This window comes from Oscillibacter acetigenes (assembly GCF_025567605.1).
GTDB lineage: Bacteria > Bacillota > Clostridia > Oscillospirales > Oscillospiraceae > Oscillibacter > Oscillibacter welbionis.
In genome coordinates, this window is the sequence record NZ_JAOQKG010000008.1 from 121,036 (window position 1) to 137,884 (window position 16,849).

The window sequence follows — 16,849 nt, forward strand, 5'->3', positions numbered from 1 at the left end:
TTTTTATCTCTTCCGCTCCCTGTTCTCTCCTGCCGGAGGGCAGGGGGCGGTCTTTTCACAGAAGGGAGCTGCTTCCGTGGGTGAAAATCAGGAGAGCATCCGCCTGCTGCACACGATTCGAAATATGCTGATCGGCATAGGTCTGATGGTATCTGCCCTGGGGCTGCTGGCCTTTGGATACCTATTCGCCGAAGGCACCAACCTTTTACAGCCTTGTTCCTCGTCAGCGCCCTGCTGTTTCTGACTGGTACCATCTGGTGGTAGGGTTCCCGCCGCCTTGCGGACCCGGTGAACGATCCCCAGGAACGCTCCTGACGTCCCTTTTCATGCTCAATCAAAGGAGGTCGCCATGTCATTTGTCACCCATGAACAACAGAGTCTGGTCTGGCTCGCCTCTCCCCTGCTGGGCGGGGTGCGCCACGGATTCTCCACCCGGCGGGGCGGGGTGTCTCCGGCGCCGTGGGATACCCTGAACCTGGGCCCCGGACGCGGGGACGCGCCGGAGAACGTGGAGGAGAACTACCGCCGCTTTTTCGCCGCCCTGGATATGGACTCGGCGTACCCCGTCCTCTCCCGGCAGGTCCACCGGGATGATGTGCGGCTCTGCACCGCCGCCGACGCCGGGAAGGGTCTGATCCGGGACCGGGACTACGACGCCGACGCCCTCATCACCGCTGAAAAAGGACTGCCCCTGGTGGTGTTCTCCGCCGACTGCGGCATCCTTCTGCTCCATGACCCGGACGCCGGGTGCGTGGGAGCGGTCCACGCCGGATGGCGGGGCTGTGCCGCTGGAATCGTGGAGAAGACCGTCCGGGAGATGGTCCGCCTGCTGGGCGCCAGACCGGAACGCATCCTGGCTGCCGTGGGGCCCTGCATTGGGAAATGCTGCTTTGAGACCGACGGCGACGTACCGGAGGCCATGCGGGCCTCTGCCCTGGGGCCGGAGGCGGAGCCGTATCTGGAGCGTCGAGGGCCCAAATACCATGTAGATTTGGCGGGTCTGAACCGTCAGTGGCTGCTCCACGCCGGTGTCGCGCCGGAGCATATCGACATCTGCGGCCTGTGTACCGCCTGCCGCCCCGACCTCTTCTGGTCCCACCGGAAGATGGGCGAGGCCCGGGGCGCACAGGTGGCCGTGATCTGCCTTTGAAACACTCTTTGCCGGAGGGCCTGTGCCATGACCAAGACCAAGCGCATCCAGATCCTGTGCCTGCTGGGGGCAGTGACCCTGCTGCTGTCCGGCTGCTGGACGGAAGCCCCCGTGGAGTCCGCCAACGGCCTGCTGGGGGACCAGGAGCCCGCCGACCAGCAGGAGGAGGTGATCCTCCCTGCGGCGTTCACCCTTCCCTATGACCCGGACCAGACGCTGGACCCGGTGACCTGTGCCGACGGTATGCAACAGGTGGCGGGCTCCCTCATCTACGAGGGACTCTTCCGCCTGGACCGCCAGCTGGAACCCCAGCCGTGGCTGTGCCAGAGCTACACCTATGACGCCGCCTCCCTCACCTACACGTTCACCCTCCGCAGCGGCGTCACCTTTTCCGACGGGTCCCCCCTGACGGCGGCGGACGCGGCGGCCACCCTGCGGCGGGCCAAGAGTTCCCAGCGGTACAGCGCCCGGCTGGCCCATGTGGCCGCTGTCTCCGCCGGAGACGGGGTGGTAATCGTAACCCTGTCCCGCCCGGACTCCAGCCTCCCGGCCCTGCTGGACATCCCCATCGTCAAGTCCGGAACTGAGGAAAGCCTCACCCCTGTGGGCACCGGCCCCTACTATTTCACCACCGATGAAGCGGGTGCCTGTCTGGCGTCCCACAGCGGCTGGTGGCGGGGGGAGTCCCGCCCCGCGGAGCGGATCGCCCTCTCCGCCGCCAGGGACCGGGAGGCCATACTGTACCAGTTCTCCTCCCACGAGGTGCAGTTGATTACTGCCGACCTGATCGGCACGGAGCCCATCACCGCCACCGGCAACATCAGCTATGAGGATGCGGATACCACAGTGCTCCAGTTCCTGGGCTTCAACACCGCCCGCGCCCCCTTTCAGGACAGCGCCGCCCGCCGGGCCCTGGGCCTGGGCATCAACCGGGAGACGCTGGTGAGCGCCGTGCTGTCCGGACACGCCCGGGCGGCCCAGTTCCCGGTCTCCCCTGTCTCCCCGCTCTACCCGGCGGAGCTGGAGTCCCTATACTCCTATGACGATTTCGCCGCAGCGATGGAGGCAGCGGGACTGAACACCGGCCGGACCCGCACAGTGACCCTGCTGGTGAATCAGGAGAACACTTTCAAGGTCTCCGCTGCGGAGCATATCGCCCAGGCCCTGTCGGATTTCGACCTTCAGATCCAAGTGGAGGCCCTGCCCTGGGAGGAGTATGCCGCCGCCCTGGCCGCCGGGAACTTCGACCTGTACTATGGCGAAGTGCGGCTGCCTGCGAATTGGGACCTTTCCGCCCTGGTGGGCACCGGCGGCAGTCTGAACTACGGCGGCTGGGCGGATCCCCAGACGGAGCAGCTCCTGGCCGCCTGCGCCGCAGCGGAGGACCGGGCCGCAGCTCTGTCGGACCTGTGTGCCTATCTTCAGCAGCAAGCGCCTATTCTGCCCTTGTGCTTTAAGTCCTCCTCCGTCCTGTACCAGACCGGGGCCGTATCCGGCCTGACCCCTACGGCGGCAGAGCCCTTCTACGATCTGCCCTCCTGCCAGATCCACCTGCGGCAGCCGTAAAGCCGCGCTGTCTCCACGCGCCGCGCCCGGACCGGGATTCCCGGTCCGGGCGCGTTTTGTGTTTCCTTCCCGCCGGGGGAAACGCGGTCCCAGCTGCACGGCAGCGGGCATCCTAAGTCATGGGATAACTGCTGCCAATGGAAGATTTCCCCGGAAGGGCCGTTCCAGAGCAGCCTGCGGGCAACGGCCCTTTTCGTCCGGCGTGGTCAGGGGACCGGGCATCCGGGGCCTGCGGGGCAATCGCCGTCCTGCAAGATGGTGTGCTGACGATCTTCATAACCGCTGATGTGTCGGTCATATTCTTTTGCCAAAAGAAATGCCCCCGCCATTGAATGGGATATGTCTCGTTGCGTGTATCAAACAAGGCGCTGTGGGATGGTGGGCCAAAGTACCTTTGTTTGATGGCGGACGCGCAGCCAGCTTTGTCGGAGCTGTCAACGCATTCCTTCATTTTTTGTCGATTTCGCCAAAGCTCCTGGGGACGGCGGAACGATTTTAGGCGGTCCCACAAATTTTCCGTCTGTGGGGATTCCGGGCCCCCAAGTGTCTTGACAACACCGCCTTAAAGTTCGTATAATAATAGCACTGAGAGCAAAGGCGCCCTTTGGCGGTATCCTTTGCTCTTTTTTCTTTTTAAAATTTTTCGCGGAGGGGCGCTCCGCGTCCATACACGGTCACCATCGGAAAGGAGTCAGGCTCATGCGTCACTACACCAAGGAGGACATCATCCGGCTGGTCCGGGAGGAGGATGCCCAGTTCATCCGTATGCAGTTCACAGACATTTTCGGCCAGCTGAAAAACGTAGCCATCACCGCCTCTCAGATCGGGCGGGCGCTGGACAACCAGATTATGATGGATGGCAGCTCCATCGCGGGATTCGTCCGCATTGAAGAATCAGACCAGTATCTCTGGCCGGACCTGGACACCTTTGCCATCCTGCCCTGGCGGCCCCAGTACGGCAAGGTGGCCCGGCTGATCTGCGACGTCCACAACCCCGATGGTACCGCCTTCGCCGGTGATCCCCGAGGTGTGCTGAAGCGGGTGCTCCGCCGTGCCGACGCCCTGGGCTTCACCTGCAATGTGGGAGCGGAACTGGAGTTCTTCCTGTTCCAGACCGATGAAGACGGTCAGCCCACCATCCGGACTTCCGACGAGGCCAGCTATTTTGACCTGGGCCCTCTGGACCATGGGGAGGGGACCCGCCGGGAGATCTGCCTGAATCTGGAGCAGATGGGCGTGGCGGTGGAGGCCAGCCACCACGAGGTGGCAGCCGGCCAGCACGAGATCGACCTCCAGTACACCGACGCCCTGCGGGCTGCGGACAACATCATGACCTTCAAGCTGGCGGTGAAGACCCTGGCCCAGAAGAACGGCCTCCACGCCACCTTCATGCCCAAGCCCGTCAGCGGCGCCGCCGGCAGCGGCATGCACGTAAATATGTCCCTGTTTCGGGATGGGAAAAATGCCTTCTATGACGAGGCGGATCCCCGGCACCTGTCCCCGCTGGCCTATCAGTTCATCGCGGGACTGCTGGGACACGTACGGGGATGCTGTGCCGTCACCAATCCACTGGTGAACAGCTACAAGCGGCTGGTGCCCGGCTACGAAGCCCCCTGCCATCTGGCCTGGTCCACCGGCAACCGCTCCGCCTTGGTCCGCATTCCAACACCGCGGGGAAACAGCACCCGGGTGGAGCTGCGGAGCCCTGATCCCGCCTGCAACCCCTATCTGGCCCTGGCGGCGTGCCTTGCCGCGGGACTGGACGGGATCGAGCAGCAGATGACGCCCCCCGCCCCCCTCACCGGCAACCTTTACGAGGTGGGAGACGCCTCCGGCATCCAGCGGCTCCCCGGCTCTCTGGAGGAGGCCGTCCGGGCCCTGGAGGCAGACAGCGTCATTACGGACGCGCTAGGTGCCCACGTGACGGAGCAGTATCTGGCCGGAAAGCGTCGGGAGTGCCGGTCGTACGCCGCCCAGGTGTCCCAGTGGGAGCTGGAACAGTATCTGGTGGCGTACTGACCTGCCGGCCCTTCTGACAGGGCCGCAGAGAGAGGAGGGGGGCAAATTCCATGGACAGGATCATATTGGCGTTTGCCTCTGAGAAAGCCCACGCCCAGATCACCCGCATTCTGGGCTCCGGCGGCCTCGCGCCGTCCATCTCCTGCTTCAGCGGCGCGGAAACCATCCGAGCCGCCCGGAAGCTGGGCGGAGCCGTCGTCATCTGCGGTTTCCGGCTGCGGGACATGACTGCGGAGATGCTGGCCGTGGACCTCACGGGCATCGCCCCGGTGCTGGTCATCTCCTCTCCCGGGAATCTGGAGCTGTGTGGGGACAGGAACCTCATCAAGTTGGCCGTCCCCTCCTCCCGGGCGGAGTTCTTCGCCTCGCTGGATCTGGCCCAGGGAGTCCTTGCAGGCGGCGCCCCGGCTCCCCGGCTTCATATCCAGCGAAGTGCCGAGGAGGAGCGGCTGATCTGCCGGGCCAAGGCGGTGCTGATGGAGGTAAACCTCATGAGCGAGGCGGAGGCCCACCGCTTTCTGCAGAAGTACAGCATGGACACGGGGCTGCGGCTTGCAGAGACCGCCCGGCTGATCCTGGAGCGGTACACAACAGGCTGAAGCCTGACGATGAAACGACAAGGGAGGCAGTCCCAATGAGTGGACCAGCGCAGAACATACACAATATCTATGATCCCCTGTGGGAGCACGACGCCTGCGGCATCGGCGCCGTGGTGAATTTGAAGGGCACGCCGTCCCACGCCACAGTGGACAGTGCCCTGAAGATCGTGGAAAAGCTGGAGCACCGGGCAGGTAAAGACGCCACCGGCGAGACCGGTGACGGCGTGGGGCTGATGATTCAGGTGCCACACAAGCTGATGGTGAAGGCGGCCTCCGCCGAGGGCATCGCCCTGGGCGGCCCCCGGGATTATGGCGTGGGCATGTTCTTCTTCCCCGCAGACGCGCTGAAGCGGGCCCAGGCCCAGAAGATGCTGGAGATCATCGCGTCCAAGGAGGGGCTGGACTTCCTGGGCTGGCGGGATGTGCCCACCCATCCGGAGGTGCTGGGCCGGAAGGCCCTGGACTGTATGCCCTGCATCTGCCAGTGCTTTGTGGCCCGGCCTGTAGACTGCGCCCGTGGCCTGGACTTTGACCGGAAGCTGTATGTGGTCCGCCGGGAGTTCGAGCAATCCAATGTGAACACCTACATTTGCTCCTTCTCCAGCCGGACCATCGTGTACAAGGGCATGTTCCTGGTGGGGCAGCTGCGGAAGTTCTACACGGACCTGACGGAGCCGGATTGTGAGAGCGCCATCGCCCTGGTCCACTCCCGGTTCTCCACCAACACCACCCCCAGCTGGGAGCGGGCCCATCCCAACCGCTACATCCTCCATAACGGTGAAATCAACACCATCCGGGGCAACGTGGACCGGATGCTGGCCAGGGAGGAGACTATGCACTCGGCCGTACTGGAGGCGGACATGGACAAGATCCTGCCGGTGGTAGACCAGAGCGGCTCCGACTCCGCCATGCTGGACAACACCCTGGAATTTCTGATGATGAACGGCATCCCACTGCCCCAGGCGGTGATGATGTGCATCCCGGAACCCTGGGCCAACGACCGGAAAATGAGCCGGGAGAAGCGGGACTTCTACCACTACTATGCCACCATGATGGAGCCCTGGGACGGCCCGGCGGCCATCGTGTTCTCCGATGGGGACACGGTGGGCGCGGTGCTGGACCGGAACGGCCTGCGCCCCTGTCGGTGGTATCTCACTACCGACAAGCAGCTGATTCTCTCCTCCGAGGTGGGGGTGCTGGACATCCCGCCGGAGAAGATCGTGAAGAAGTCCCGGCTCCAGCCGGGGCGGATGCTGCTGGCAGACCTGACTGCCGGTCGACTGGTGGACGACGCCGAGGTCAAGGAGCGGTACGCCCGCCAGCAGCCCTACGGCGAGTGGCTCGATGCCCACTTGGTATACCTGCGGGATCTTCCCATCCCCAACCGGCGTGTGGAGCGGTCCTCCCAGGAGCGGCGGGACCGGCTGTACAAGGCCTTCGGCTACACCTATGAGGAGGTGAAGGACGCCATCCTCCCCATGGCCCGGGATGGGGCGGAGCCCACCTCCGCCATGGGCGTGGACACACCGCTGGCGGTGCTGTCGGAAAAGCACCAGCCCCTGTTCAGCTACTTCAAGCAGCTCTTCGCCCAGGTGACCAACCCGCCCATGGACGCCATCCGCGAGGAGATCGTCACCGACACCACGGTGTATGTGGGCTCCGGCGGCAATCTGCTGGAGGAAAGAGCGGAGAACTGCACAGTCCTCCAGATCCACAACCCCATCCTCACCTCCGTGGATCTGATGAAGATCCGCTACATGGACCGGCCTGGCTTCCATGTGGAGACCATCTCCCTGCTGTACTACAAGGGCTCTCCCTTGGCCAATGCCCTGGACCGGCTGTTCGTCAACGTGGACCGGGCCTACAAGAATGGCACCAACATCCTGATCCTGTCAGACCGGGGGGTGGACGAGAACCATGTAGCCATCCCCTCCCTGCTGGCGGTGTCCGCCTTGGAGCAGTATCTGGTGCGGACGAAAAAGCGCACCGCAGTCTCCATGATCCTGGAGAGCGCCGAGCCCCGGGACGTCCACCACTTCGCCACCCTCCTGGGCTACGGCGCCCAGGCCATCAACCCCTATCTGGCCCAGGAGTGCGTAGAGGAGCTGGTGACCCTGGGGATGCTGGATAAGGATCCCACTGCGGCCGTCAACGACTACAACAGCGCCATCCTCCACGGCATCGTGAAGATCGCCTCCAAAATGGGCATCTCCACCATCCAGTCCTACCAGTCCGCCCAGATCTTCGAGTGCCTGGGCATCAACCGGGACGTGGTGGACAAGTACTTCACCAACACAGTCAGCCGGGTGGAGGGTATCGGCCTGGCAGAGATCGAGGAGGGCGTGGAGTGGAACCACAGCCAGGCCTTCGATCCCCTGGGCCTGGGCTACGACTCCACGCTGGACTCCACCGGCATCCACAAGCTGCGGTCCGGCCCGGACAAGGAGGACCACATGTACAACCCCCGGACCATCCTGCTGCTGCAGAAGGCCGTCCGGGAGGGCAGCTACGAGACCTTCAAGGAGTATTCCGCCCTGGTGGACGAGCCTGCCAAGCCCCATACCCTGCGGGGGCTGCTGGACTTCCAGTTCGATGAGAGCGGCGGCATCTCCATCGACGAGGTGGAGCCTGTGGCGTCCATTGTCAAGCGATTCAAAACCGGCGCCATGAGCTACGGCTCCATCTCCCAGGAGGCCCACGAGTGCCTGGCCATCGCCATGAACCGCATCGGCGGCAAGTCCAACTCCGGCGAGGGCGGCGAGGACGCGGCGCGCCTGCGCGATGAGCGGTGCTCCGCCATCAAGCAGGTAGCCTCCGGCCGGTTCGGCGTTACCAGCGCCTACCTCACCAGCGCCCAGGAGATCCAGATCAAGATGGCTCAGGGTGCCAAGCCCGGCGAGGGCGGCCATCTGCCCGGGAAAAAGGTCTATCCCTGGATTGCCAGGACCCGGTGCTCCACCCCCGGCGTGACACTGATCTCTCCGCCGCCTCACCACGACATCTACTCTATCGAGGACCTGGCCCAGCTGATCTATGACCTGAAAAACGCCAACCGCCGGGCCCGGATCAGCGTGAAGCTGGTCAGCGAGGCGGGGGTTGGCACCATCGCCGCCGGCGTGGCCAAGGCCGGTGCCCAGGTGGTGCTGATCTCCGGCCATGACGGCGGCACCGGCGCCGCGCCCCGCAGCTCCATCCACGGGGCGGGCCTGCCCTGGGAGCTGGGCGTGGCGGAGGCCCACCAAGCCCTGATCGCCAACGGTCTGCGGAGCCAGGTGGCCCTGGAGGCCGACGGCAAGCTGATGACCGGGCGGGATGTGGCCATCGCCTGTATGCTGGGGGCGGAGGAATTCGGCTTTGCCACCGCGCCCCTGGTGGCCCTAGGCTGCTGCATGATGCGGGTGTGCAACCTGGACACCTGCCCGGCGGGCATTGCCACCCAGAATCCCCAGCTCCGGTCCCGCTTCTCCGGCAAGCCGGAGTACGTGGTGAACTTCATGGAATTCGTGGCCCAGGAGCTGCGGGAGTATATGGCGGCCCTGGGCATCCGCACCGTGGATGAACTGGTGGGCCGCAGTGACCTACTGCGGGTCCGGGAGAAGCTGGTGACCCACCGGGCGGAGACCCTGGACCTCCGCAGCCTGCTGGAAAATCCCTGGAGCGGCGGGCCGTCCCACTTCAATCCCGGAGATGTTTACGACTTTCATCTGGAGCGGACCCTGGATGAGAGCGTGCTGCTGGCCAAACTGGGCAAGACGCTGAAGGGGAAGCGGACCGGCCGGTTGGAGCTCACCGTCTCCTCCACGGACCGGGCCTTCGGCACGCTGTTCGGCGCCGAGATCACCCGGCAGTGCGGGGACTCCCTGCCGGATGACAGTTATGTCATCACCTGCCATGGCGGCGGAGGCCAGTCCTTCGGCGCCTTCATCCCCAAAGGACTGACCCTGGAGCTGGAGGGCGACTGCAACGATGGGCTGGGCAAGGGCCTCTCCGGCGGCAAGCTGGTACTCTATCCACCCAAGGACAGCACCTTCGACCCCGGCGAGAACATCATCGTGGGCAACGTGGCTCTGTACGGCGCCACCTCCGGCCAGGCGTTCATCAACGGGATGGCCGGCGAGCGGTTCTGCGTCCGCAACTCCGGCGCCATCGCCGTGGTGGAGGGCGTGGGGGACCATGGCTGCGAGTACATGACCGGCGGCCGCTGCGTGATCCTCGGCCCCACGGGAAAGAACTTCGCAGCCGGGATGTCCGGCGGCATCGCCTATGTGCTGGACGAAAAGCACGACCTCTATATGCGCCTCAACAAGGACCAGGTGATGACGGACACCCTGACGGAGCCTCACGACATCGCCGAGCTCCGCTCCCTCATTGAGGCCCATGTGGCCGCCACCGGCTCCCCCCGGGGGAAGAAGATCCTGGCGGCCTTCCACTCCTACGTCCCCTGCTTCAAGAAGGTCATGCCCCGGGACTACGACCGGATGCTCCGGTCCATCGCCCAGTACGAGGAGAAAGGCATGACCCGTCAGCAGGCGGAGATCGAGGCGTTCTACGCCAATACCAGAGCTTGAGAGGAGGCTGGACAACATGGGAAAACCCACCGGCTTTTTGGAATATACCCGCCGGGAGGATGGCCGCCGGCCCGCGGCGGAGCGGGTCCGGGACTGGGAGGAGTTCCACCTTCCCCTGCCGGAGGAGATCCGGCGCCAGCAGGGCGCCCGGTGCATGAACTGCGGCGTCCCCTTCTGCCAGGCGGGGATGATATATGAGGGAAAGGCCTTTGGCTGTCCCCTGCACAACCTGATCCCCGAGTGGAACGACATGATCCTCTCCGGCAACTGGGGCCACGCCCTCAGCCGGCTGCTGAAGGCCAACAGCTTTCCGGAGTTCACCGGCCGCGTGTGCCCCGCCCCCTGCGAAAACGCCTGCATCTGCGGCATCTATGGGGACCCCATTACGGTCCGGGACAATGAGTTGAGCATCATCGAAGCGGCCTTTGGCGCCGGGAAGCTCCGCCCACGCCGGCCGCCCCAGTGGTCGGGGAAGAAGGTCTGCGTGGTAGGCTCGGGCCCGGCGGGCCTGGCGGCAGCAGACCAGCTGAACCGCCGGGGCCACATGGTCACCGTCATCGAGCGGGCGGAGCACCCCGGCGGTCTGCTGATGTACGGCATCCCCAATATGAAGCTACCCAAATCTGTGGTCCGGCGGCGCATCGACCTGATGACCGAGGAGGGCGTCACCTTCGTCTGCGGTGTGGACGCCTCAGAGGGTGCCGTGGCAAAGCGGCTGCTGGCGGAGTACGACGCGGTGATCCTCTGCTGCGGGGCCGGAGCGCCCCGGCCCTTGGGACTGGACACCACCGGCATCTCCGGCGTATGCTACGGCACCGAGTACCTGAAGGCTGCTGTGGAGCGGGCTCAGTTCGGCAAGGCGGAGGCGGCGGTTCCCTCCGCCTCCGGGCTGGATGTGGTTATCATCGGCACTGGCGATACCGCCAGCGACTGTGTGGCCACCGCCCTGCGGCAAGGCTGCCGCTCCGTGACCCAGCTGGTGCGCCGTCCCCGGACGGATTACCTGGACGCTGCGGGAAGCCTGCCGCTGGATTACGCCCACGAAGAGGCGCTGGCCGTTACGGGCCAGGATCCCCGGCGGTTCGGCGTCCAGGTCCAGAGCCTGGTGGCGGGGGAAAGCGGTTCCCTGACCGGTGTGGTCACCACGGAGGGGGATACCCTGCCCTGCCAGCTGTTGATCGGCGCCACCGGCTTTGCCGGGTGTGAGCGGGGCGTGTGCGAGGCCTTCGGTGTGGAGGCGGACAGGACGGTCCGCACAGCGCCGGGGAGCTATGCTGCCAATGCGGACAAGGTGTTCGCCGCTGGCGATATGCGCCGGGGCCAATCCCTGGTGGTGTGGGCCATCGCCGAAGGGCGCTCCGCCGCTGCGGAGGTGGACCGGTATCTGACCGGCTACACGAATCTGGTACGCTCCATTGGGTAGATGGGACATCCCCCTGACACAAGGATGGAGAAATTTCAGGAAATTTTCAGCTGGGTTTTGGGATATTCCCACATTGACAGCGGATATCCCCAGTGGTAATCTTTAGACCATAATTTTAACATCAGCAAAGGCGTTGATGGAGAAAAGTACCGCGGATGTTCCGGGCCAGTGAGCGGGGGATGGTGAGAACCCCGTACCAAAGAGTCCGCGGGAAGAACACTCCGTAGCTGTGATCTGAACGCGGGAGACCGCCAGTAAGTGAAACGAGTCGTGACCGTTACCTCACGCGGGCTTGTTGGAGCCTAGTCAAAGAGGTCCCCGATCAGGGGGCAAGTCAGGTGGCACCGCGGATCGCAGCTATTCGTCCTGAAATTTCAGGACGGAGCTGCGATCTTTTTTATTTCGGAGGTGCTTCTATCTATGTGCGCAATTATGGGTTTTTCCAAAAAGACCTACACCAAGGAGGAACTTCTGCCCTTCTTTGACCGAACCCGGTCCCGGGGACCGGACATGTCTCAGATCCTCGAGACGCCGTCCGGCTGGCTGTGCTTTCACCGGCTGGCCATCATGGGCCTGACGGAGGCGGGGATGCAGCCCTTTGAGCTGGACGGGGACTATGTGGTCTGCAACGGCGAGATCTACGGCTTCCGCCCCCTGAAGCGGCAGCTGACGGAAAAAGGCTACTCCTTCCGCAGCGGCAGCGACTGTGAGATCCTGCTTCCTCTGTACCGGGAGTACGGCCTGGAGATGTTCGCCAAGCTGGACGCGGAGTTCGCCCTCATCATCTACGATTCCAAGCGGGATGAGCTCATCGCAGCCCGGGATCCCATCGGCATCCGGCCCCTGTACTACGGCTATGACCGCTCCGGCGCCATCGTCTTTGCCAGCGAACCGAAAAACCTGGTGGGGTTGTGTAAGGGGATCCGCCCCTTCCCGCCGGGACACTATTACGCGGACGGAAAATTTGTCCGCTACGCGGATCTCACCACCGTCACGCAGTACTCCACCGATGACTTGGAGACCGTCTGCCGCAACATCCGCAACAAGCTGATCGCGGCGGTGGATAAACGGCTGGACGCGGACGCTCCCCTGGGCTTCCTGCTCTCCGGCGGGCTGGACTCCTCCCTGGTGTGCGCCATCAGCTCCGTAATTCTGGGGAAGAAGATCCGTACCTTCGCCATCGGCATGGACACGGATGCCATCGACCTGAAGTACGCCCGGGAAGCGGCGGAGTTCATCGGCGCCGATCACACGGAGGTCTATATGACCCGGAAGGAGGTTCTGGCGGCCCTGCCCGTCGTCATCGCCGCCCTGGGCACCTGGGACATCACCACCATTCGGGCCAGCATGGGCATGTATCTCTGCTGCAAGGCCATCCACGAAAAGACGGACATCCGGGTGCTGCTGACCGGCGAGATCAGCGATGAGCTGTTCGGCTACAAGTACACAGACTTTGCCCCCAGCGCCGGAGCCTTCCAGCAGGAGTCCAAAAAGCGGGTGGATGAGCTGCACATGTACGATGTGCTGCGGGCGGACCGGTGCATCTCCGTCAACTCTCTGGAGGCCCGGGTCCCCTTCGGCGACCTGGACTTCGTGCAATACGTCATGGCGGTGGATCCGGCGCTGAAAATGAACACCTATGGCATGGGCAAGTACCTGCTGCGCCACGCGTTTGAAAAGGACCGCCTGCTGCCGGACAGCATCCTCTGGCGGCAGAAGGCCGCCTTCTCCGACGCAGTGGGCCACTCCATGGTGGACGACCTGAAGGCTTACGCGGAGGAGAAGTACACGGATTCTGAGTTTGAGACCCGACGCAAACAGTATGACTACTGTCCGCCCTTCACCAAGGAGAGCCTGCTGTACCGGGAGATCTTTGAGCAGTGTTACCCCGGCCAGGCCCGGATGATCCGGGACTTCTGGATGCCCAACCGGTCCTGGGAGGGCTGCGACGTGGACGATCCCTCCGCCCGGGTCCTCTCCAACTACGGTCAGAGCGGAATGTGAGAAAGCTCTCCGCATTCCTTTTTGATACAGAACGAATTTGAGACAGGAGGTTTTGTGTGATGTGTGAGACGAAGAAATTGCCGGAGCTGTTTGGGAGTCTGGTATTTAACGAAGGCACTATGAAGGAGCGTCTCTCCTCGGCGTCTTACAGCGCCTGGAAGAAGTGCGTGACGGAGGGGACGCCCCTGGACCTCTCCACCGCCAATGAGATCGCTGAGGCCATGAAGCAGTGGGCCGTGGAAAAAGGCGCCACCCATTTCACCCACTGGTTCCAGCCCATGACCGGCGTCACGGCGGAGAAGCACGACAGCTTCATCGCCCCTGTGGGCGGCGGAAAGATCATGATGGAATTCTCCGGCAAGGAGCTGATCCGGGGTGAACCGGATGCCTCCTCCTTCCCCTCCGGCGGTCTGCGGGCCACCTTTGAGGCCCGGGGCTACACCGCCTGGGATCCCACCTCCTTTGCCTTCATCAAGGAGGGCAGCCTGTGCATCCCCACCGTCTTCTGCTCCTACTCCGGCGAAGCCCTGGACAAGAAGACGCCTCTTCTGCGGTCCATGGACGAGGTCAGCCGCCAGGCGGTCCGCATCCTCCGGCTCTTCGGCGACACAGAGACGAAGCGGGTCACTGCCCAGGTAGGGCCGGAGCAGGAGTATTTTCTGATTGACAAGGCCCTCTATGAGAAGCGGGAGGACTTGCGAATGTGCGGCCGGACCCTGTTCGGCGCAAAGCCCCCCAGGGGGCAGGAGCTGGAGGACCATTACTTCGGTGCCATCCGCCCCAGAGTGGCCGCGTATATGAAGGATCTGGATGAGACGCTCTGGGCTCTCGGCGTCCTGTCTAAGACCAAGCACAACGAGGTAGCCCCTGCTCAGCATGAGATGGCGCCGGTGTTCTCCGATGCCAACTCCGCCTGCGACCAGAACCAGCTGGCCATGGAAATGATGAAGAAGGTGGCCGACCGCCACGGACTGGTGTGCCTGCTCCATGAGAAGCCCTTCGCGGGCGTCAACGGCTCCGGCAAGCATGACAACTGGTCCCTCTCCACCGACACGGGCAAGAACCTGTTCAAGCCCGGCTCCACCCCCCGGCAGAACGCCCAGTTCCTGCTGTTTTTGGCGGCCTTCATCAAGGGTGTGGACGACTATCAGGAGTTCCTGCGGGCCACGGTGGCCTTCCCCGGCAACGACCACCGGCTGGGCGCCCAGGAGGCACCGCCCGCCGTGCTCTCCATCTTCCTGGGAGACGAGCTCTCCGCTGTGGTGGACTCCATCATCAACGACACGGACTTCCAGAGCACCGGCAAGCGGACGCTGAAGATCGGCGTGGACTCCCTGCCCGCTATCCCCCAGGATAACACGGATCGGAACCGCACCTCCCCCATGGCCTTTACCGGCAACAAGTTCGAGTTCCGGATGCTGGGCTCCTCCCAGTCCATCTCCGGTCCAAACATCACCCTGAACACCATCATGGCCGAGGAACTGGAACAGTTTGCGGACGAGCTGGAGGCATCCCGGGACTTCCAGGCCGACCTGGAGAAGCTGATCCGCCGGGTGTTCACCGAGCATCAGCGGATCATCTTCAACGGCAACGGCTATGACGAGGCCTGGCTGAAGGAGGCCCGGAAACGTGGCCTCTCCAACCTGACCTCCACCGCTGACGCTCTGCCCATGTACACCGCTCCCAAAAACGTGGATCTGTTTGTCAAGCACGGCATCTACACCAAGGAGGAGATCGAGGCCCGGGCGGAGATCCATATTGAGAACTACTCTACGGTCATCTGTATCGAGGCCCGGACCATGACGGACATGATCCGCCGCCAAATCCTACCCGCCGTCTCCGCCTTTGCCGGGGACCTGTGCAGCCGGGCCGGTACCAAAAAGGACCTGGGTGCCTGCTGCCAGTATGAGGTCAGCACTGCCTGCCAGATCGGCAGCTTGACGGATGCCCTGATGGCCGCCTCCGACAAGCTGGAGATGGACCTGTCTGCAATTCCCGCGGACGCTGCGGAAGCTATGCGATACAGCCATGATGTGTTGATCCCCGATATGGATACCGCCCGGCGGGCTGCCGATCAGCTGGAGACCCTCACCAGCTCTGACCGCTGGCCTTTCCCCACCTACTCCGACCTGTTGTTCTCTGTCTGATCCGCAGCACAGTATTCGGCCCGGGGGCGGGAATTGCGGCGGCCTCCCCGGGTCGGCTGCCGGTGGCCGGGGTGAATGTCGCCCTCCAGAAGTCTGGCCCATGTCTGGCCCCGGCCTTGGGCACCAGGGCCCCCTGGCGGCACGGGGCAGTATTTGTCATCAGAGGCGAGCAACAACCGGCCCGGGCCTTTTATGCGTACATCGGGTTCTGAATGGAAAAGCCCACCCGGCACCGGAAGCAGAACTGCCGGACCCGGACATCCAGCCCGATGTGGAGCCAATAGGCCCCTGCCCCTGTTCCTACCGTAGGCAGGCCCCCTTGTATTCCGGGAGTTCATTGCCGCGGCGGAGGCCAATCAAGAGACACAGCGACTTTTCAATTCTGAACCTGCCATTTCATGCACGGCACAGCCCTGTCCACCCAAATTGGTGGACAGGGCTGTGCTTTGGGATAACCAATCGTTTATAGCAGCACCGCGCAGTCTGTGTCCGGCCCCTTGTTGGCAAAGTGATGTCGTGACCATCTCCAGAGAGGAACGCCTTCGGAGTCGCTCTGCCAAATCGGGCGGGCACTCCAATACCCCCTTATGGAGAGGACTCAGTGCCAACACCTGGGCCAGAATGTTGCCGAAGACATCGAAGCGGCTCTCAGCATCCTTTTCCACCTCGCTGATCTCCTTGACCGGCTGCTTCATGCGCTTGGCTATCTCTTCTTCGATGTCCCGGACATAATACTGAATGGACAGCAGGTCCGCCGCCTCGCGGGCAACGGCCCTGCCAGCCTGCAGAACCGTCGCTCAGCGGAGGGCTACTTCGTTCTGGCTTCCACCTGGTATGACTTCCTGCGGGACAACAAGAACGTGCTGGAGGACTTCATGTGGCACGCCGACGAGGCGGAGACCTCCATGGCGCTGTCCCTGTACGGCGACCTGGTCCACATGGACCTGGCCATCGACGGCGGCGGCACGCCCCTGGTGGACCCCAAGTGGAAGATGGCTCCCGGCGAGGCCTCTCACCGCTGGCAGTTCTACGGCGCTGAGGGCACCTTCGCGCTGCTGGAGAAGGACGACCTGGATTACGGCGTCATCGGCAACCCCACCAAGGCCACCAAGGAGAAGGGCGACAAGCTGCTGGTGGAGGCCGTTGTGGAGGGCTACAGTGAGCTGATCAAGGAGCTGCTGGAGACCCATCCTGTGGGCAAGAACCCCCTGGGCTTCCGCAATCCCCTGGGCTACAACGGCTTCAACGGCGGCGCCTATCCCACCTTCGACAAGGACCACGACGAGAAGGGCCGACCCACCTACTACAAGAAGTAACTCCAGTATTCAGAACAGGCAGAAAGACTTTCCGTTTTCTGCCTGCTCTGGCTTTCC

General features: G+C 63.7%; 10 protein-coding genes and 1 other annotated feature. All 10 genes read left to right on the plus strand.

Features of this window, described 5'->3' with window-relative positions:
* Nucleotides 1–76 precede the first annotated feature (76 nt).
* Nucleotides 77–244 (plus strand): hypothetical protein, encoded by a 168-nt coding sequence (locus tag OCV80_RS15680; protein WP_158629823.1) that lies wholly within the window; start codon nucleotides 77–79, stop codon nucleotides 242–244.
* A 105-nt stretch (nucleotides 245–349) separates the two neighbouring features.
* Entirely contained in the window at nucleotides 350–1,150 is an 801-nt protein-coding gene (gene pgeF / locus OCV80_RS15685) for a peptidoglycan editing factor PgeF (RefSeq protein WP_119310773.1), read from the plus strand.
* 27 nt (nucleotides 1,151–1,177) lie between these two features.
* Complete coding sequence (locus OCV80_RS15690; RefSeq protein ID WP_021752141.1) at nucleotides 1,178–2,716, plus strand: ABC transporter substrate-binding protein; 1,539 nt, start codon at nucleotides 1,178–1,180, stop codon at nucleotides 2,714–2,716.
* Nucleotides 2,717–3,415: 699 nt separating this feature from the next.
* Entirely contained in the window at nucleotides 3,416–4,735 is a 1,320-nt protein-coding gene (glnA, locus tag OCV80_RS15695) for a type I glutamate--ammonia ligase (protein WP_021750770.1), read from the plus strand.
* A gap of 50 nt (nucleotides 4,736–4,785) precedes the next feature.
* Nucleotides 4,786–5,334, plus strand: coding sequence for an ANTAR domain-containing response regulator (locus tag OCV80_RS15700; protein WP_021750771.1), 549 nt, complete (start codon nucleotides 4,786–4,788; stop codon nucleotides 5,332–5,334).
* A gap of 35 nt (nucleotides 5,335–5,369) precedes the next feature.
* The gene (gene gltB, locus OCV80_RS15705) at nucleotides 5,370–9,902 is read left to right on the plus strand and encodes a glutamate synthase large subunit (RefSeq protein ID WP_267288546.1); all 4,533 of its coding nucleotides are present in this window, start codon (nucleotides 5,370–5,372) and stop codon (nucleotides 9,900–9,902) included.
* Between the two features lie 16 nt (nucleotides 9,903–9,918).
* Complete coding sequence (locus OCV80_RS15710) at nucleotides 9,919–11,325, plus strand: glutamate synthase subunit beta (RefSeq protein WP_119310770.1); 1,407 nt, start codon at nucleotides 9,919–9,921, stop codon at nucleotides 11,323–11,325.
* A gap of 124 nt (nucleotides 11,326–11,449) precedes the next feature.
* Nucleotides 11,450–11,697, plus strand: a binding site (T-box leader).
* A 48-nt stretch (nucleotides 11,698–11,745) separates the two neighbouring features.
* The gene (asnB, locus tag OCV80_RS15715) at nucleotides 11,746–13,329 is read left to right on the plus strand and encodes an asparagine synthase B (protein ID WP_267288547.1); all 1,584 of its coding nucleotides are present in this window, start codon (nucleotides 11,746–11,748) and stop codon (nucleotides 13,327–13,329) included.
* Nucleotides 13,330–13,388: 59 nt separating this feature from the next.
* Entirely contained in the window at nucleotides 13,389–15,476 is a 2,088-nt protein-coding gene (locus OCV80_RS15720; RefSeq protein ID WP_267288548.1) for a glutamine synthetase III family protein, read from the plus strand.
* A gap of 587 nt (nucleotides 15,477–16,063) precedes the next feature.
* Nucleotides 16,064–16,792, plus strand: coding sequence for a creatininase family protein (locus tag OCV80_RS15725; protein ID WP_249390710.1), 729 nt, complete (start codon nucleotides 16,064–16,066; stop codon nucleotides 16,790–16,792).
* Nucleotides 16,793–16,849: the final 57 nt, after the last annotated feature.

What these genes read in the sequence shown, in the direction of transcription:
- pgeF (WP_119310773.1), top strand. Translation starts at nt 350, where the DNA reads ATGTCATTTGTCACCCATGAACAACAGAGTCTGGTCTGGCTCGCCTCT.
- OCV80_RS15690 (WP_021752141.1), top strand. Translation starts at nt 1,178, where the DNA reads ATGACCAAGACCAAGCGCATCCAGATCCTGTGCCTGCTGGGGGCAGTG.
- glnA (WP_021750770.1), top strand. Translation starts at nt 3,416, where the DNA reads ATGCGTCACTACACCAAGGAGGACATCATCCGGCTGGTCCGGGAGGAG.
- OCV80_RS15700 (WP_021750771.1), top strand. Translation starts at nt 4,786, where the DNA reads ATGGACAGGATCATATTGGCGTTTGCCTCTGAGAAAGCCCACGCCCAG.
- gltB (WP_267288546.1), top strand. Translation starts at nt 5,370, where the DNA reads ATGAGTGGACCAGCGCAGAACATACACAATATCTATGATCCCCTGTGG.
- OCV80_RS15710 (WP_119310770.1), top strand. Translation starts at nt 9,919, where the DNA reads ATGGGAAAACCCACCGGCTTTTTGGAATATACCCGCCGGGAGGATGGC.
- asnB (WP_267288547.1), top strand. Translation starts at nt 11,746, where the DNA reads ATGTGCGCAATTATGGGTTTTTCCAAAAAGACCTACACCAAGGAGGAA.
- OCV80_RS15720 (WP_267288548.1), top strand. Translation starts at nt 13,389, where the DNA reads ATGTGTGAGACGAAGAAATTGCCGGAGCTGTTTGGGAGTCTGGTATTT.
- OCV80_RS15725 (WP_249390710.1), top strand. Translation starts at nt 16,064, where the DNA reads ATGGAGAGGACTCAGTGCCAACACCTGGGCCAGAATGTTGCCGAAGAC.